The sequence below is a fragment of the Thermodesulfobacteriota bacterium genome (genome assembly GCA_026415035.1).
Lineage (GTDB): Bacteria > Desulfobacterota > BSN033 > BSN033 > UBA1163 > RBG-16-49-23.
The window spans coordinates 76,728-93,542 of sequence record JAOAHX010000005.1; the positions used below are offsets into that span (position 1 = coordinate 76,728).

Genomic DNA, 16,815 nt, shown 5'->3' on the forward strand with positions numbered 1-16,815 from the left:
GGAAATCGATGAATCCTCCTCTCGACCAGGAGTTGATCCGTTCGATCCTCTCCGAACTTCAGGCCAAGGGGTGCCGCCTCTCCCCGGAAGAAGCGACGGGGGTCGTCGATCTCATCAAGGAGAGGATCCTCTTCCACTACGTAGACCAGGTCATCCATCAAGCGGATACGATCCTCGAAATCAACCCCTCCCTTTCCGAGCGGGAGATCCTTCAGACCCTTGCCCGGAATGTGGTCGAATTCCTCGGCGCCGAGGCCGCAACCATCCGGATCTACAACCCGAGCAAGAAAGAGATGGTCTCCTTCGGTTCTTATCCGGCAGAAGGGGACGACCGGGAGGTGGTGATCCCCTTCGATGATACGATCGCAGGGGAGGTCGTCCGGAGCAAGAAGAGCTACTTCGTGCCCAGCATCGCCAAAGAGGAGAAGTACAAGGGAAAGGAGAAGGTGGAGAAGAAAGGGATCCACTCGATGCTCGCCGTTCCCATCTCCATTCCCCGCTTCTCCTTGAAGGACGTGGACACGGAGGGATGTATCCAGATCTATTTCAAGGAAGAGGGGAAGGTCTTCACCCCTTTGGAGACGAGAATCGCCGAGACCCTGGCCAAACGGGTGAGCTACGTGATCGCCCGGAAGCGGATCATGGATCTCCAGAAGATGAGCACGACGAAGGACCGGATCGTGGAGCAGATCTTCCTCAAACTGGGCAAACGGGGCGGGGTGAAGATGAAGGAGGTCTTCAATCTGGTCATTCCCGAGTTGGCCGACTTCATGAGGATTCAGCGCTGCTCTCTCTTTTCGGTCATGGAGGATCGGACCCAGGTGGTGCTGGAGGCCGGATTCCCCGAGGCCCAACACGGGATCGGGAAGGTCTTTTCGGTGAAGGAATCGCCCTATATCCGCACCATTGTGGAGCAGACCGGTCCCTTCGGCGATTTTGAGTACGAAAAGATTCATCCCAACTATCTCCACATCCTCCATCCCCAGAAGAGCTCGCTGCTTCCCCCGGATTTGAAACGCTTTCTCGAAAGCCAACAAATCCATTCTGTCCTCTACATTCCCCTGCGGGTCGATGGGAAGGTCGAATATTTTCTCGCCTTCGATGCCCAGGCCCAGCACCCGGGCTTCACAGAAGAAGAGATCGAGATCTTCGCCCTCTTTGGAAAGGAGCTGATGAAAGGCCTCCGGCTGGAGAAGATGGACGATATCCTCCACGATTTCAAGAATCCCGCCATCGCCCTGGCGGGGTTCGCCAAAAGGATCCAGAAGATCCTGGCCGACGGTGATTACCCCGCGAAGAAGGAGAAGGTGGACCAGGCCCTCGAGATCGTGCTGAAAGAGAGTTCAAGGATTCAGGAGCTGGCCCTGACCCTCCACGGTGAAGGAAGGGAGGAGGTGGTCGACCTCTCGGAAAGGTTGGAGCGGAGGGCCCTGATCAACGAAGAGGCCATCGCGGAACTGAAGAAGGGCAATGTCCGATTCCCGGAAAGATCCCTGACGACCCCCTTGTGGATCCGGTGCTATCCCCTTCACCTGGAAAGGGTCCTCGACAATCTCCTCAACAATGCCTCCAACGCCATCCCTGAGGAAGGCGGGGAACTTTCGATTCGGTCCTATCGAGAGGGCGATTGGGCCGTGGCGGAGATTTCGAATACCGGTCAGATCTCCGAGGAGGATCGAGACCGATTGCTCATGGGGGAGGGCAGGGGAAGGGGCCTCCACATCACCACACGCCTCGTCAAAAAGATGGGAGGGAAGATGGAGATGGAGACCGGTGCTGGCCGGACGACCTTTCGCGTCAAATTTCCCTTGGCGAGGCAGCCCTCGATCGGATCGGACTGACCCTTTCTGACTCCCAGGGGAGGAACGGGGATGGCGTTGGCTGGGGGGGGAGAGATGGAGCAATTTCATTGTCCGCTCTGCGGCCGGTCCTATCCGGTCGATTCCACCCGCTGGCGATGCGACTGTGGCTCACCCCTTGACCTCCGGTTCTCGCCTCGATTTCCCGAAAAAAAGATCGTTCATAGAGGGGCCACCCTCTGGAGGTATCGGGAGGCGCTTCCCATCCTGGAGGACCGATCGATTCTCTCCTTCGGGGAGGGGTTCACCCCCCTGGAGGAGATGGAGTTTCACGGCCAAAGGGTCTGGGTAAAGATCGACTATCTCTTTCCGACGGGCTCTTACAAAGATCGAGGGGCCACCGTGCTTCTCAGCAAGGTGAACGAGCTGGGGGTCCGGCGGGTCGTGGAAGATTCTTCGGGAAATGCGGGTTCCTCCATCGCTGCCTATAGCGCAAAGGCCGGGATCGAGTGTCACATCTACACCCCCCGGACGACCTCGGAAGGAAAGTTAAGCCAGATCCGGATGTATGGAGCCAGGTTACACAGGATCGAGGGGTCGAGGGAGGAGACGGCGCGCATGGCCATGGCGGTGGCCAAGAGGATCTACTATGCCAGCCACTGCTGGAACCCCTATTTCCTCCATGGAACGAAGACCTTTGCCTTCGAGGTTTGGGAACAGATGGGATGGCGATCGCCCGACACGCTCGTCCTTCCCGTTGGCCACGGGACGCTCCTGTTGGGGGCCTACATCGGGTTTAAGGAGCTGAAAGAGGCGGGGAGGGTGAAAGGGCTTCCCAAGTTGGTGGGCATTCAGGCCGAAGCCTGCTCACCCCTTTATCAGGCCTATGTAAGGGGGCTTGAAGGGATCCCCGAGATTGTAAAGGGAGAGACCCTTGCCGAAGGAATCGCCATCGCCGAACCTGTGAGGGCGCGACAGATTTTGGAGGTCCTGCGGGAGACCGGCGGAGAGATCCTGACGGTGACCGAGACCGAGATCCTACGGGCCTGGAAAGAGATGGGGCGAAGAGGCCATTTCATCGAGCCCACCTCCGCGGCTACCATCGCCGGCCTAAAAAGATATTTAAGGAAGAGAGGGAAGAACGAGCGAATCGTCTCGAGCCTCACGGGCACGGGGTTGAAAGCGGTCGATACGCTCCGGAAGTTTCGGCTCTGAGGATCACGGCAAGGCCTCGAAACAGGCCCATCCCTTCCCTTGACAGCCCCCCCTTCAATGGTTAAATTATCGGCACCTGTGTCCCCTTTTCAAATCGACCGAGTCCATTGTGAGGAGGGAAGTCTATGGGTCGTAGGGTCCGATATGTGAGCCAATCGCTGTTCATCCTTGCCTTGGCCGCCCTTTTCCTATCCGGGGGATTTCTTATGGCCTCTGAGGAGAAGGAGAAGAAGGATACGAGGCCGGAGCGGGGGATTGCGGTCTACCCGGAGTATTCGACGGTCTCGGTGGGCAGGGGTGAGACGGTTCGGATGGATTTGACCTTGGAGAACAAGGGCCGAAACGACGAGACGATCGATGTGAGGATCTCTTCGGTCCCGAAAGGTTGGCGGGCCACGATGAAGGGAGGCGGATTCCATGTCTCCGGAATGTACGTCGCCAACGGGAAGTCGCGAAACCTGACCCTGACCTTGGAGCCTGACAAGACCGTGGGGCCTGGGTCGTACACTTTCCAGTTTGATGCCCAGACCTCGGACGGGAAGTTCACCTCCTCGCATAAATTGACGGTCAATGTGTTGGAAAGGGTCCCCGGGGCAGAGGAGCTTCAGATCACGACCTCTTATCCGGTCTTGCGAGGGCAGCCGGACGCCCTGTTCGAGTTTTCCCTCGAGGTGACGAACAAGAGCGACAGCGATCGGACGGTCAACCTTTCCGCCATCGGTCCCGAGAAGTGGGAGATCAATTTCAAGCCCTCCTGGGAGACCAAGCAGATTTCGAGCCTCGTGATGAAGGGGGGACAGAGCCAGACGGTGAAGGTGGAGGTTTCCCCTCAGCGGGATTCGAAGGCCGGGGAGTATCCGATCCTGGTCAGGGTGAGCGCGGGGGAGCAGAAGGCCGAGGCGAGGTTGATGGTCGTCCTGACGGGGACTTACAAACTGGATGCAGGCACGCCCACGGGGATCCTTTCGCTCGAGACGATGGTGGGCAAGCCCGCGACGGTCTCCCTCTTTGTAAAGAATACGGGATCGGCCATCAATCGAAATATCAGCTTCTCCTCCTTCAAACCCGAAAACTGGGAGGTGAAGTTCAATCCCGAAAAGATCGAGGCCTTGGAGCCGAATCAGTTGAAGCAGGTGGAGGTGACGATCACCCCAGCCAAAGAGGCCCTGGTGGGCGATTATTCGGTGGGGTTGATGGTGGATGGCGAGAGGGGAAGTAGCAAGACCGTGGAGCTTCGGACGACGGTGAGGGCCTCGACGACCTGGGGGTGGGTCGGCATCGGCATCATCGTCTTTGTGATCGCGGGGTTGTGTGCCCTGTTCATCTGGTTGGGGAGGCGTTGAGGTGGAGCGACCGATTGTCGTGGAGACCGAGGACCTGACCAAGCGGTATGGGACGAAGACCGCGGTGGACCGGCTCAACCTCCGGATCGAGGAGGGAGAGATCTTCGGCTTTCTCGGTCCGAACGGGGCGGGCAAGACGACGTCGATCCTGATGTTTCTCGGTCTGACGGAGCCGACCTCCGGAAAGGTGAGGGTTTTGGGGTTCGATCCGACCCGGGAGCCCTTTAAGGTGAAGGAGCAGGTGGGCTATCTGCCGGAGAACGTCGGTTTTTACGATGACATGGACGCGAGGCAGAACCTTCGCTACATTGCGAGGTTGAACCGCATCCCAGAGGAGGTGGCCGAGAAGCGGATCGACTATTGGTTGGAGGTGGTTGGGCTCTCCGGAGAGGCGTCGAAGAAGGTGGGCGCCTATTCGAAGGGGATGAGGCAGCGTCTGGGCATCGCCGAGGTCTTGATCAAGGAGCCGAGATTGGTCTTTCTCGATGAGCCCACGATCGGGCTGGATCCGGACGGGACGAACCGGATGCTCGACCTGATCCAATCCCTGAGCCGGCAGAAGAGGATCACGATCTTTCTCTCCTCCCATCTGCTCGATCAGGTCCAGAGGATCTGCGACCGGGTGGGGATCATGATCAAGGGGAGCCTGGTGGCGATGGGACCGATCGAGGAGCTGGCCAAAAGGAAGTTGGGGCTCGATCAGCAGGATTATACGCTGGAAGAGATCTACATGAAGTACTTCAGGGAGGCTTGATTTGCACGGCGTATTGACCATCTTCAGGAAGGAGCTCGGGGACCATTTCAACAGTTTGAGATTCATCCTCATCACCGGGCTGATCGTGATGGTGGGCGTCATCGTCACCTCCATGGTGGGGATGGCCATACAGGAGGAGTTGAAGGGGATGGCCAAGCCGACGCTCCTCTTCTTGCTCCTTTTCACCTCCACCGGGAAGCTCTTCTCCTTCGTCCAGTTCATCGGGTTTTTCGGCCCCCTTTTGGGCATCTTTTTGGGATTCGACTCGATCAACCGGGAGCGGGTTTCGAGAACCCTCTCGAAACTGGTCTCCCAGCCCATCTACCGCGATTCGATCATCAACGCCAAGTTTCTCGCCGGGGTCGTGGTCATCGCCGTCGTCCTTTTGGCCACGGTGTTGCTCATCTCTGGGTTAGGCATCCGATTGATCGGGGTGATCCCCGGGGTGGAAGAGGTCTCTCGATTAGGCCTCTATGTGCTGGTGAGCCTTCTTTATATCTCCTTCTGGCTGGGGATCTCGATCCTCTTTTCGGTCCTCTTCCGCAGCACGGCCACCTCGGCCCTGGCCGCGCTGGCCCTCTGGATCTTCTTCTCCTTCTTCGTGGGTCTGGGGGCGGGTGTCCTGGCCGATGCGGTGGCTCCGGTGAAACAGACCGCCTCCGGCGTGGACGCCGAGGTTTTGCTCCGCCACGAAAAGATCCAGCGCTACATCTCCATGTTCTCTCCCATGACCCTCTATAGCGAGGCCACCGTCACCCTGTTGGATCCGATGCGAAAGACGACCAGGGCCCTGATTCTGATGGGCCCCCTGGAAAGGCTCTCGATGAGCCGCTTTCAGAACCCCTTGCCCCTGCTCGAAAGCATTCTCATCGTCATCCCCCACCTCATCTCCATCGTGGCGATCACCTTTCTCTGCTTCGGCATCTGCTACTACGCCTTCATGAGACAGGAGATCCGAACGGTCTAATCTCGATCGAAGGTGGATTGATGGGGAACGGGGGGCGAAACAGGAAGCCATGACATCGTCCGATCCCCATCCCTCCCCGAGCCTCTTTCCCCCTGTCAAGAAACGGGAGATCTTCGGCTGGGCCATGTACGACTTCGGCAACTCGGCCTTTGCCACCACCATCCTCTCGGTCATCTTCAACCACTATTTTGCGACCGTGGTGGCAGGCGGGGAGAAGGGGGTAGACCTCTTGGGATTTCGTCTCCACGGGGCCTCGTTCTTCACCTTCTCCGTCTCCCTCAGCATGCTCATTTCGGCCATCCTCGCCCCTTTCTTAGGAGCGGTGGCCGATACCTCGGCCTCGAAGAAGCGTTTTCTTATGGTCTTCTGTTATCTCGGCGTCCTCTTCACCGGCCTTCTCTTTTTTGTGGGGGAGGGAGATCACTGGAAGGGGGCCATCTTCTTCATCCTCGCCAACCTCGGATTTGCCGGGGGCAATGTCTACTACAATGCCTTTCTCCCCGAGATTTCGACCGACCGCAATATCGGAAGGATCTCCGGGCTCGGTTGGGCCCTGGGATATATCGGTGGGGGAGCACTTCTGGCGCTCAACCTCATGATGCTTCAATATCCGGAGACGATTGGTTTCCCCAAAGGCACCTTTACGGTTCAGGACTGTTTCCTCTCGGTCGCCCTCTGGTGGTTTGTCTTCTCTCTGCCCCTCTTTCTCCTCCTCCGGGAGAGGGCCGAGAAGACCCCCCTCGATCCCGGGAAGAACTATTTCACCCTGGGATACCTTCGTCTCCGGCATACCTTTAAGAGGATCCGGACCTTCAGGGAGCTGACGAAATTTCTGGCCGCCTTCTTGATCTACAACGAAGGAATCGAAACGGTGATCGTGATGGCGTCGATCTTTGGGGCAGAGGTGATCCGGATGGAGACCGGAGAGATCATCCTCTTCTTTCTCCTGGTCCAGGGCATCGCCTTCCTCGGATCTCTCTTGTTCGGATTCTTGGCCGATGCCCTCGGCAACAAGAGGACGATCATGATCTCCTTGGCCATCTGGTCCTTGATCGTGGTCTGGGCGTTCCAACTGGGGATCTTCTGGGACCCAAAGACCGAATACTGGATTCTTGGGATCCTCACCGGGATCGTTTTAGGTGGAAGTCAGGCCTCCTCACGGTCCCTACAAGGACTATTCACTCCGGATGCCAACAGCGCAGAATTCTATGGATTTTTTGCTGTATCCGGGAAATTCGCCTCGGTCTTCGGACCCCTGATCTATGGGATATTGATCGCCCTGACCGGAGACGTTCAGTCCGGGATCCTCTCGGTGCTCGCCTTCTTCGTGGCAGGGGGGATCCTCCTCTGGCAGGTGGACGAGAAGAAGGGGATGGAAGAGAGAGAACACCCTATCCTTTGATCGTGGGCGACCTCCCCCATCCTCACCACTCAACCCAACCCCGTTTTCCCTCCCCCCTGGATCAATGAGGGTGGGCGAATCTCCTGGCCTGGGTTTCCGATTCGGGTTTGATTTCACCCCGGATCCCGATCTTTACCTTTTTCAACGGGATCTCTTTTCCAGAGGCCAGGATGGCATCCTCCGTGGCCTTGACCAGGCCGAAACAGCACGGGACCTCCATAAAGGGAACGGTCACGCTTTTGATCCGGTTCGCCTTGAAGATGGCGGTCAGCTTTTCCCGGTAAAACTGGATATCGTCCAGTTTTGGACACCCCACCACCACCGCCTTCCCCTTGAGAAAATCATTGTGAAAATCGGGGTAGGCAAAGGGAACGCAGTCGGCAGCGACGAGGAGTTCGGCCTCCTGAAAGTAGGGGGCATCGACCGGAACCAGTTTCAATTGAACCGGCCACTGGGAGAGCTGCGAGACCGAGGGAGACCTGGCCTCCGATTCGGCGCTCCGGGGAGGGGCCTGAAATTGAAGAACCCTTGAAGAGGGACACCCTGAAAATTCAGGTTGGGGGTGGGGTCCTGGGGAAACCTCCTTGTGTCGATGGAGGTGGTCCTCCACGGCCTTCTCATCGAACTCCTCGGCCTCTCGTTCGATGATCCGGATGGCATCCTCAGGGCAATGGCCGAGGCATGCGCCCAGACCATCGCAGAACTTGTCGGAGAGAAGCCTCGCCTTCCCATCGACGATCTGAAGGGCCCCTTCGGCACAGTTGGGGATACAGAGACCGCACCCCGTGCATTTTTCTTCATCGATTTGGACAATTTTGCGGATCGCCATGGTTCAGTCCTCCTTTGGATATCGTTTTACTTTAAGGATAAGAGAGGTTAAGACCTTCTGCCTTGATTTAGGTCAAAAGGCCAAACCTTGGAGCGGAAGGAAAGAGGGGAAGAAGCGGATCGGAGGAGGGCTATAGGTTGCTCTGTTTTTCGGCGAAATCGCCCACGATGGGCAGTTTATATTTTTCTCCCTGGAAGGCTTTGAACATCAAGAAGAGCCAGAGGAGGAGCGTCAGAATCGAAAGTAGGAGGGACAAAATCCACCCGATGAAGGGGATCACGCTGAGGATGATCATCGCGACGAAAAGGGGAAGAAAGACCGCCAGGGATTGGGCCGCATGGAACCTTACGAACCTGCTTTCTCGCTCGAGGGCTAAAAAGAGGATTCCCGTCACCCACCCCAAGACATAGCTGAGCAAGGCCTCGATGTTCTCGTCGATTCCAAGGGATGTTTTCTTCGGTTGAGGCTCCATCATTACCCTCCTTGTGGCGTTCTATTTACCAAATCCTCGGTCACCCGTCAAGTGAAAAAAAATTTTTTTTATGCTAAGGATGAGCAGGATTTCGATCATGGGGGAGAAGAGAGGGTGTCCTGGCAGGCCTTCACGGCCGTGGTGATTTGGGGGTTCTCGTTCATTGCCACGAAGGTGGCCTTGAGGGAGCTCCATCCCTTCACTCTCTTGACGCTTCGTTACGGGATCGGCGCTCTGGTCCTCCTCGGGGTTCAATTAAGCCGGGATAGGGACTTTTTGAAGCGATATGCCCGGCGGGACTGGGGTCATCTCTTCCTCCTCGCCGCCACGGGCGTTTCAGGCCTCGGCCTGCTTCAGGCCTACGGGCTTCTCCATACGACGGCGATGCATACCGGGTGGATCATCGCCATCAATCCCATTCTGATCCTGATCCTGGCCCGTTTCTTCCTCGGTGAAGGGATCACCTTCCGCAAGGTCGTGGGGATCGTCTTGGGCTTTTTCGGAGTCTTTCTCATCATCTCCAAAGGGGTTTTTTCCCTCGACCTCCTTCGGTTCGCCTCCACATACGGCGACCTCTTGATCCTTGCCAGCGCCTTGGCCTGGAGCGGCTTCACCGTCGCAGGCAAAGGGTTTATTTCGAGGTTCCCTCCCTTGGCCACGGTAACCACGCTCATGCTCGTGGGATGCCTGCTCGTGCTTCCCCCGAGCCTTCTCAAGGGGGATTGGGGGAACCTGTTTTCCCTTTCAGGGACGACCTGGGCGGGCCTCCTCTTTTTAGGCATCTTCTGTTCGGGATTGGGCTATCTCCTCTGGTATGCCGCCCTTGAGAAGAAGGACTCGGGCGCGGTCGGTATGTATCTCTATTTGGAACCTTTTGCCACCCTCATCGGGGCCTCTCTCTATCTGGCCGAGCCCCTGGAATGGATGACCTTGGCCGGGGGGACCCTGGTTCTGGGGGGAGTGGCCCTGGCCACAGGGACTCGAGATCGGACAAGGAAGGATTAAATCCTCCGGATGAAGGACAAAGGAATCCGATCTTTCAACACCCTGAAAGAAGACCTTTTCAAGAACCGGTGGCCCATCCTGATCGGCCTTTTCGCCCTGATCGTCGTCGATCTCCTACAGCTCCTCATCCCGAGGGTCGTAAAATGGGCCATCGACGATCTTGCCTCAGGCCAGGGGGATTCATCCCGGTTGCTCCTTTACGGCGGGCAGATCCTGGTTCTGGCCCTCGGCATCGGGGGGTTCCGTTATCTCTGGCGCTATCTTCTCCTGGGCGCTTCGCGTCGGGTCGAGATGGCCTTGAGGGAACGATTTTTCAGCCATCTCCAGACGCTCTCTCCCTCCTACTTCTCCAGGACGAAGATCGGGGACCTGATGGCCCACGCCCTTAACGACATCGAGGCGGTCCGGATGGCGATGGCCCTGGGTCTCGTCTTTCTGGTCGACACGATCGTCCTGGGCATCCTCTCCCTCTTCTTCATGGTCTACATCCATCCCCTGCTGACTTTCTATGCCGTCTTGCCCATGCCCTTGATCGCTGCCGTCGCCCTCTTCTTCAGCCGCACCATCCATCGACGCTACGAGGTGCTCCAGCGAGCCTTCTCTCAACTCACTGAGACGGTAAGGGAGGCGATCGCGGGGATCCGGGTGATCCGGGCCTATGTCCTGGAGGAGGTCGAAAGAGAGAAGCTCTCCCAGGTGGGCATGGATTATATCCAGAAGAACGTCTCCCTCACCCGGACCTGGGGGATCTTCTTTCCCCTCCTCCTCTTCCTTTCCAATCTCTCCCTGGCCCTGGTTCTCTATTTAGGAGGGAGGTTGACGATCCTCTTCTCCATTTCAGCCGGGGATTTCGTCGCCTTCATGAGCTACCTTGGGATGCTCAGCTGGCCCATGATGGCCATCGGGTGGGCGATCAACATGATTCAGCGGGGAGCGGCCTCGATGGGCCGGATCAACCGAATCCTCGCTGAGACCCCGGAGATCTCCGATGCCCCCCAGGCCACCTTCTTAGGCCCCTTGAGGGGAGGGATCGAGGTCAGGGGCCTCACCGTCTCGCCGAAAAACGGTGGGCCCCCGATCCTCGAGGATGTCCATCTCAACCTCCGTCCGGGGGAGAAGGTGGCGATCGTCGGAAGGACGGGATCGGGCAAGACCGTTCTCTGTCAGCTTCTGGTGAGGATGTTGGAGTCGCCGGAGGGGACGATCTTCTACGACGGGCATGAGATTCATCAGATTCCCCTGAAGGTTCTGCGGTCATCGATCGGCTATGTCCCTCAAGAGACCTTCCTCTTCTCCGACACGGTCCGGGAGAACATCGCCTTCGGCAGACCCGAGGCCACGTTGAAGGAGATCGAAGAGGCTGCCCGTTTGGCCCAGATCCATGACGAGATCAAAGAATTTCCCGCAGGTCTCGACACCGTGATTGGAGAGAAAGGGATCACCCTTTCGGGAGGGCAGAGGCAGCGGATCGCCATCGCCAGGGCGGTCCTGATGAATGCCCCCATCTTCATCCTCGACGATGCCCTCTCTTCCGTGGACCTCCAGACCGAGGAGAAGATCCTTGAAGGCCTGGAGACCTTTCTCAAAGGGAGGACGACCCTCCTCATCACCCATCGGATTGCGCCCCTTCGAAAAGCGGACCGAATCATCGTCCTGGAGAAAGGGAGGGTGGCCGAGATGGGAGATCACGTGACGCTCCTCTCCCGAGGGGGGCTTTACGCGAAACTCTATTGGGAGAGGACGATGGAAGAGGAGATGGAGAGGGATCGATGAAGGATCTCGTGGCCGGGATGGGGTTCATTTTCTCTTTTCGACTCCGAAGCTCATAGACGGAGGTCCCATGTACACCGATTTTGGCTATATGGAGGAGGGCAAGCTCGGAAGGCCTTACGACTGGAGGCTTTTGGCCAGGCTTTGGACCTTTCTCAGACGTTACTGGGGATTGATGGGGTTTTCCCTCCTCATCGTCTTGGTGATGGCAGGCCTCGATCTCCTCGTGCCTTACCTTACCAAGGAGGCCATCGATCGATACATCCTTCCCCATGCGAGGGTGGCCGACCTTCGAGGGGTGGATCGGGCAGAGAGGGAGCGCTTTCTTAAACGGTTTGGAGAGGTTCTCATCCCGATGAAAGAAGAGGAAAGGTTTCTCCTTCCTTCCGAGGTCTTGAGATCGATGGACCGGAAAGAGGCCTCCCGCTATCAGAAGGCTGGCCTCCTTTCTGAGGGTCGCTACTACCTCTTCATCCCTCAAGGGGAGGAGGAGGCCATCATTGGAAAATATCCCGAAATCTTCAGCCGAACAGGGCCCTATGTTTACCTCCCTCTGGAGCGGGCAAGGGAGTTGGCGTGGCCCGATCGGATCGTCCTGAGGGGAAGGGATATCGCGGGCGTGTTCCACCTCGCCCTACTCACGGTTCTGGTCCTGGCCATCCACTTCGGCCTCAATTTCCTTCAGGTCTATACCATCGAGTTGGCGGGTCAGAGGATGATGCATGACCTCCGGATGAGGGTCTTTACCCACCTTCAGGAGTTACCCCTCTCCTTCTTCGATCGGAATCCTGTCGGAAGGCTGGTGACCCGCCTCACCAATGACGTTCAAAACGTTCATGAAATGTTCACCTCGGTGTTCGTCAATCTGTTCCGGGATGTCATCCTCCTTTTCGGGATCATGATCCTGCTCCTCTACCTCGATCGGGGTTTGGCCCTGGTCTCCTTTGCGGTCCTCCCCCTGATCTTCCTCACCACCCTCCTCTTCAGCCGGCTGGCGCGTGAGGCCTTCCGGGAGATCCGCTTCAAGGTGGCCCAGATGAACAGTTTTCTGCAGGAGCATCTGGCCGGGATCGCAGTCGTCCAGCACTTCCGACGGGAGGAGGAGGATCGGAGGCGGTTCGGAAAGATCAACGAGGCCCACTACCTGGCCAACATGAGGCAGATCACCCTCTATGCCTTCTTTGTGCCATTGATCGAAATCCTCAGCACAGGGGCCACCGGCCTCCTCATCTGGTATGGCGGGGGCAAGGTGATCCAGGAGGCCCTGAGCCTGGGCGTCCTGGTGGCCTTCCTCTCTTATATCCGGATGTTCTTCCAGCCCATCCGGGACCTCTCCGAAAAGTATAATATCATGCAGTCTGCCATGGCCTCTCTCGAGCGGATCTTCGGGTTGCTCGACGAGAAGGGAGGGCCTTCCCTGGTGCGGTCGCCCATCCGAAGGAAGGTGTTGGGGCAGATCGAGTTTCAAGAGGTCTCCTTCTCTTATAACGGGAAGGATCGGGTTCTCCACCAGGTCTCTTTCGCCGTCAAGCCTGGCGAGACGGTCGCCATCGTCGGCGCCACCGGTTCCGGAAAGACCACCCTCTTCTCCCTGTTAGAGCGATTTTACGAGCCGGAAGAGGGGAGGATCCTTCTGGACGGGATCGACCTCCGAGAATGGGATCTCCGTGATCTTCGGTCCCAGTTTGGCCTCGTGATGCAGGACACCTTTCTTTTCGCCGGCGAGATCGAAGAGAATATCACAATGGGGAAGGTTTGGGCCGATCGAGATCAGGTGAGGGAGGTGGCCCGCCTCGTCAATGCCCATTCCTTCATCGAGCGCCTCCCGCAGGGATATCGGACGCGGGTGGGCGAGGGGGGGGAGGTCCTTTCGTCGGGCCAGAGACAGCTCCTGGCCTTCGCCAGGGCGCTCTACGTCGACCCCAGGGTCCTGCTCCTCGATGAAGCGACCTCCCATGTCGATCCGGAGACGGAACGACTGATCCAAGACGGATTGGTCCGGTTACTCCGGGGGAGGACCGCCCTCATCATCGCGCACCGGCTCTCCACCATCCAACACGCCGACCGGATCGTCGTCCTCCACAAAGGGAAGGTGAGAGAAATCGGTACCCACGCAGAATTGATCGCCCAAAAAGGGTATTATTTCCGCCTCTACCAGGTCCAGTTTGGCATAAGGGGTCTCCCATCGGTCTCTCTCGATCTTGAGGCCAGCCCCGGTTGACAAAAGAAATTGGCGTATCCTATAAAGAATACGAGATGAAAAAGGAGCAAGAGAAGGGGCCGGGTCAAGAGAAGGAGGCGAAGGGCAGAGAGATCGATTTGAACCTCCTCTTCCCCGGGAGGGATTACGATCTGAATCGTCTCTTCCCCGATGAGGGGATGAGGAGACTCCTGGTCGAGCTTAAGAGGAACCGGAGGGAGATCGATCGGTTCATCAAAGGGCTCCGGCTGGAGGAGGAATAGATGAGGTGTCCCCACTGCCAGGGATCCCTTCCCCACCTTCATTGCGAGGCCTGTGGAGGGGACATCCCTGAGAGGAGCCGATTCTGCTGCTGGTGTGGGAGACCGGTGACGGAAGCGGTCGATGAGGAGGGCCCGCAAGAGAGGGTTTTGTGCAGCGATGGAACCTGCATCGGCATCATCAACGAGGACGGAATCTGCAACATCTGCGGAAAGCCCTTATCGACCCCTGGAGAGGGGCCTTAACATCACCCCCCGGCGTTTGACAGGGTGAGGATGAGTGATTATGTTTTTTTTAAGGCGTCCAAGCCTTCGGTATTTGAACCAAGCGGGAGGAAAGGATGATCTTTTTGCCTAAAAGCGGGGCGGACAAAGAGGAGAAAGGGAAGGAGGAACGGATTAATGTCCCTTCAGAGCTCCCCATCCTTCCCCTCCGGGGGACCGTTCTCTATCCCGACCTGATCCTGCCCATCATGGTGGGTCGAAAGCGATCGATCAAGTTGATCGACGATGCCATGGACTCCAACCGGATCATCGGCATCGTCACCCAGAAGCGGTCCGAGATCGAGGATCCGAAGGAGAACGATCTCTACTCGGTCGGCGTGGCCGCCCTGATTTTGAGGATGATCCGAGAATTGGACGGAAGTCAGCGGGTGATCGTCCAGGGGATCTCCAGGGTCAGGGTGAAGGAATACACCCAGCGCGACCCCTACTACAAAGCCCGGATCGAGGTGCTCGAGGAGTCCTACGCGCCCAGCGTGGAGATCGAGGCCTTGATGATGAATCTGAAGAACCTCTTTCAGAGGGCCGTTGAGTTGGCTCCCTATTTAACGGCCGAGCTCGGCGCGATGGTGAATAATATCAAATCCCCTCCCATCCTTGCCGATCTGATCGCCTCCAATCTCAACGTCTCCACCCACGAGAAACAGGGGATCTTGGAGACGGTCGACGTCCGAGAGCGGTTGGCCAAGGTCCACCTCATCCTGAACAAAGAGGTCCAGGTGCTGGAGTTGGGGAACAAGATCCAATCCCAGGTGAAGGAGGATATGGATCGGACCCAGAGGGAGTATTATCTCCGCGAGCAATTGAAGGCGATCAAGAAGGAGCTGGGCGAGCTCGATGATCATACCAGCGAGATCAAGGAGCTGAGGGAGAAGATCAAGAAGGCCAAGATGCCGCCCGAGGTCGTGGCCGCGGCGGAGAAGGAGCTGGACCGTCTCTCGAAGATTCCACCGGCCTCGGCCGAGTATACGGTCTCGCGAACCTATCTCGACTGGCTGGTCGAACTCCCCTGGTCCGTTTCGACCGAGGACAACCTCGATATCCAGAATGCCCAGCGGACGCTCGATGAGGACCATTATGATCTCGAAAAGGTGAAGAAGAGGATCCTCGAATACCTGGCCGTCCGAAAACTGAAGGCCGACATGAAAGGGCCGATCCTCTGTTTTGTCGGTCCTCCGGGCGTTGGGAAGACCTCCCTTGGGAGGTCGATCGCCAGGGCAATGGGGAGGAAGTTCATCCGGATCTCCCTTGGGGGGGTGAGGGACGAGGCGGAGATCCGGGGCCACCGCCGAACCTATGTCGGCGCCCTGCCCGGCCGGATCATCCAGGGGATCAAAAAGGCCGGTTCCAACAACCCGGTTTTCATGCTTGACGAGGTGGACAAGATCGGGATGGACTTCCGGGGAGATCCCTCCTCCGCCCTTCTCGAGGTCCTCGACCCCGAACAGAACTACTCCTTCTCCGACCATTACATCGACCTGCCCTTCGATCTCTCCAAGGTGATGTTCATCACCACGGCCAACGTCCTCGATACGATCCCCCCGCCGCTGAGGGATCGCATGGAGACGTTGGAGCTTCCCGGCTACAGCGAAGAGCAGAAGATGATGATCGCCAAGCAATTCCTCATCCCGAAGCAGATCACCGAACACGGGTTGACGGCCGAACACATCGAATTTCAGGAGTCCGCCATCCAGACGATCATCAGCTCCTATACCCGGGAGGCGGGAGTGAGAAATTTGGAGCGGGAGATCGCGGCCATTTGCCGGAGCGTGGCCAAGGACGTGGCCTCGGGAAATAGCCATGAAAAGGTGGTGGTCACCCAGGAGAACCTCCACAAGTTCCTCGGCCCTGTCAAATTCTTCCCCGAAGTGGCGGAACGGACCTCCGAACCGGGAGTGGCCACGGGGCTGGCCTGGACGCCCACCGGGGGGGATATCATCTTCGTCGAGGCCACGAAGATGCGGGGGGAGAAAGGCCTGACCCTGACCGGGCAGTTGGGCGATGTGATGAAGGAATCCGCCCAGGCGGCCCTGGCCTATGTCCGGTCGAAGGCGAAGGAACTCGGGATCGAAGAAGACTTCTTCACCAAGCATGACATCCACATCCACGTGCCGGCGGGAGCTATCCCAAAGGACGGACCCTCCGCCGGGATCACGATGTTCGTCGCCCTCACCTCCCTCCTCACCAACAAACCCGTCCGCAGCGACGTGGCGATGACGGGCGAGATCACCCTAAGGGGCCTCGTCCTTCCGGTCGGGGGCATCAAGGAGAAGGTCCTTGCGGGGATGAGGGCGGGGATCAAGACGATCATCCTGCCGAAGAAGAACGAGAAGGACCTCGAAGAAATTCCCGAACATATCCGGAATCAGATGAATTTCAAGTTCATCCAGAAAATGGACGAGGCGATCGAGTTGGCCCTCAAGCAACCCGAACCGACCGAGGTCCCCAAGACCGACCATGGGGCCTTAACGGTCACGGCATGAATGGGTGAGGAATTTCCAAGACTGAGGAAGGTTA

14 protein-coding genes are annotated in these 16,815 nt (G+C 57.8%); 12 read left to right on the plus strand and 2 right to left on the minus strand.

The genetic code is table 11. From position 1 onward, the window contains the following. Positions 1-8 precede the first annotated feature (8 nt). The 6 genes from N3G78_04845 (at position 9) to N3G78_04870 (ending at position 7,480) form a co-directional block, all read left to right on the plus strand. Positions 9-1,841, plus strand: a complete 1,833-nt coding sequence (locus N3G78_04845; GenBank protein MCX8117246.1) for a GAF domain-containing sensor histidine kinase — start codon at positions 9-11, stop codon at positions 1,839-1,841. Positions 1,842-1,871: 30 nt separating this feature from the next. After that, positions 1,872-3,014, plus strand: a complete 1,143-nt coding sequence (thrC, locus tag N3G78_04850; protein MCX8117247.1) for a threonine synthase — start codon at positions 1,872-1,874, stop codon at positions 3,012-3,014. Positions 3,015-3,139: 125 nt separating this feature from the next. Then, positions 3,140-4,357, plus strand: coding sequence for an NEW3 domain-containing protein (locus N3G78_04855; protein ID MCX8117248.1), 1,218 nt, complete (start codon positions 3,140-3,142; stop codon positions 4,355-4,357). 13 nt (positions 4,358-4,370) lie between these two features. Continuing rightward, positions 4,371-5,111 (plus strand): ABC transporter ATP-binding protein, encoded by a 741-nt coding sequence (locus N3G78_04860; GenBank protein MCX8117249.1) that lies wholly within the window; start codon positions 4,371-4,373, stop codon positions 5,109-5,111. Between the two features lies 1 nt (position 5,112). Beyond that, positions 5,113-6,078 carry an ABC transporter permease gene (locus N3G78_04865; protein MCX8117250.1) on the plus strand — a complete coding sequence of 322 codons (966 nt, stop codon included), beginning with the start codon at positions 5,113-5,115 and terminating at the stop codon, positions 6,076-6,078. 49 nt (positions 6,079-6,127) lie between these two features. Then, on the plus strand, positions 6,128-7,480 hold the full coding sequence (locus tag N3G78_04870; GenBank protein MCX8117251.1) for an MFS transporter: 1,353 nt from the start codon (positions 6,128-6,130) through the stop codon (positions 7,478-7,480). Between the two features lie 61 nt (positions 7,481-7,541). On the opposite strand, the gene N3G78_04875 is transcribed toward N3G78_04870, so the two are convergent. Both N3G78_04875 and N3G78_04880 read right to left on the minus strand, forming a co-directional pair. Continuing rightward, the gene (locus tag N3G78_04875; GenBank protein ID MCX8117252.1) at positions 7,542-8,309 is read right to left on the minus strand and encodes a 4Fe-4S binding protein; all 768 of its coding nucleotides are present in this window, start codon (positions 8,307-8,309) and stop codon (positions 7,542-7,544) included. Positions 8,310-8,439: 130 nt separating this feature from the next. Further along, positions 8,440-8,781, minus strand: a complete 342-nt coding sequence (locus tag N3G78_04880) for a DUF4870 domain-containing protein (GenBank protein MCX8117253.1) — start codon at positions 8,779-8,781, stop codon at positions 8,440-8,442. 114 nt (positions 8,782-8,895) lie between these two features. On the opposite strand from N3G78_04880, the gene N3G78_04885 reads away from it, so the two are divergent. The 6 genes from N3G78_04885 to lon all read left to right on the plus strand — a co-directional run bounded on the left by N3G78_04885 (position 8,896) and on the right by lon (position 16,781). Beyond that, a complete protein-coding gene (locus tag N3G78_04885) occupies positions 8,896-9,786 on the plus strand; it encodes a DMT family transporter (GenBank protein ID MCX8117254.1) in 891 nt (296 codons plus the stop codon). Positions 9,787-9,795: 9 nt separating this feature from the next. Beyond that, a complete protein-coding gene (locus N3G78_04890) occupies positions 9,796-11,559 on the plus strand; it encodes an ABC transporter ATP-binding protein/permease (GenBank protein ID MCX8117255.1) in 1,764 nt (587 codons plus the stop codon). Positions 11,560-11,626: 67 nt separating this feature from the next. Beyond that, entirely contained in the window at positions 11,627-13,777 is a 2,151-nt protein-coding gene (locus N3G78_04895) for an ABC transporter ATP-binding protein/permease (protein MCX8117256.1), read from the plus strand. Positions 13,778-13,812: 35 nt separating this feature from the next. Continuing rightward, on the plus strand, positions 13,813-14,019 hold the full coding sequence (locus tag N3G78_04900; protein MCX8117257.1) for a hypothetical protein: 207 nt from the start codon (positions 13,813-13,815) through the stop codon (positions 14,017-14,019). Then, a complete protein-coding gene (locus N3G78_04905; protein ID MCX8117258.1) occupies positions 14,020-14,262 on the plus strand; it encodes a hypothetical protein in 243 nt (80 codons plus the stop codon). 95 nt (positions 14,263-14,357) lie between these two features. Beyond that, positions 14,358-16,781 (plus strand): endopeptidase La, encoded by a 2,424-nt coding sequence (gene lon, locus N3G78_04910; GenBank protein MCX8117259.1) that lies wholly within the window; start codon positions 14,358-14,360, stop codon positions 16,779-16,781. The last annotated feature ends 34 nt before the right edge of the window (positions 16,782-16,815 follow it).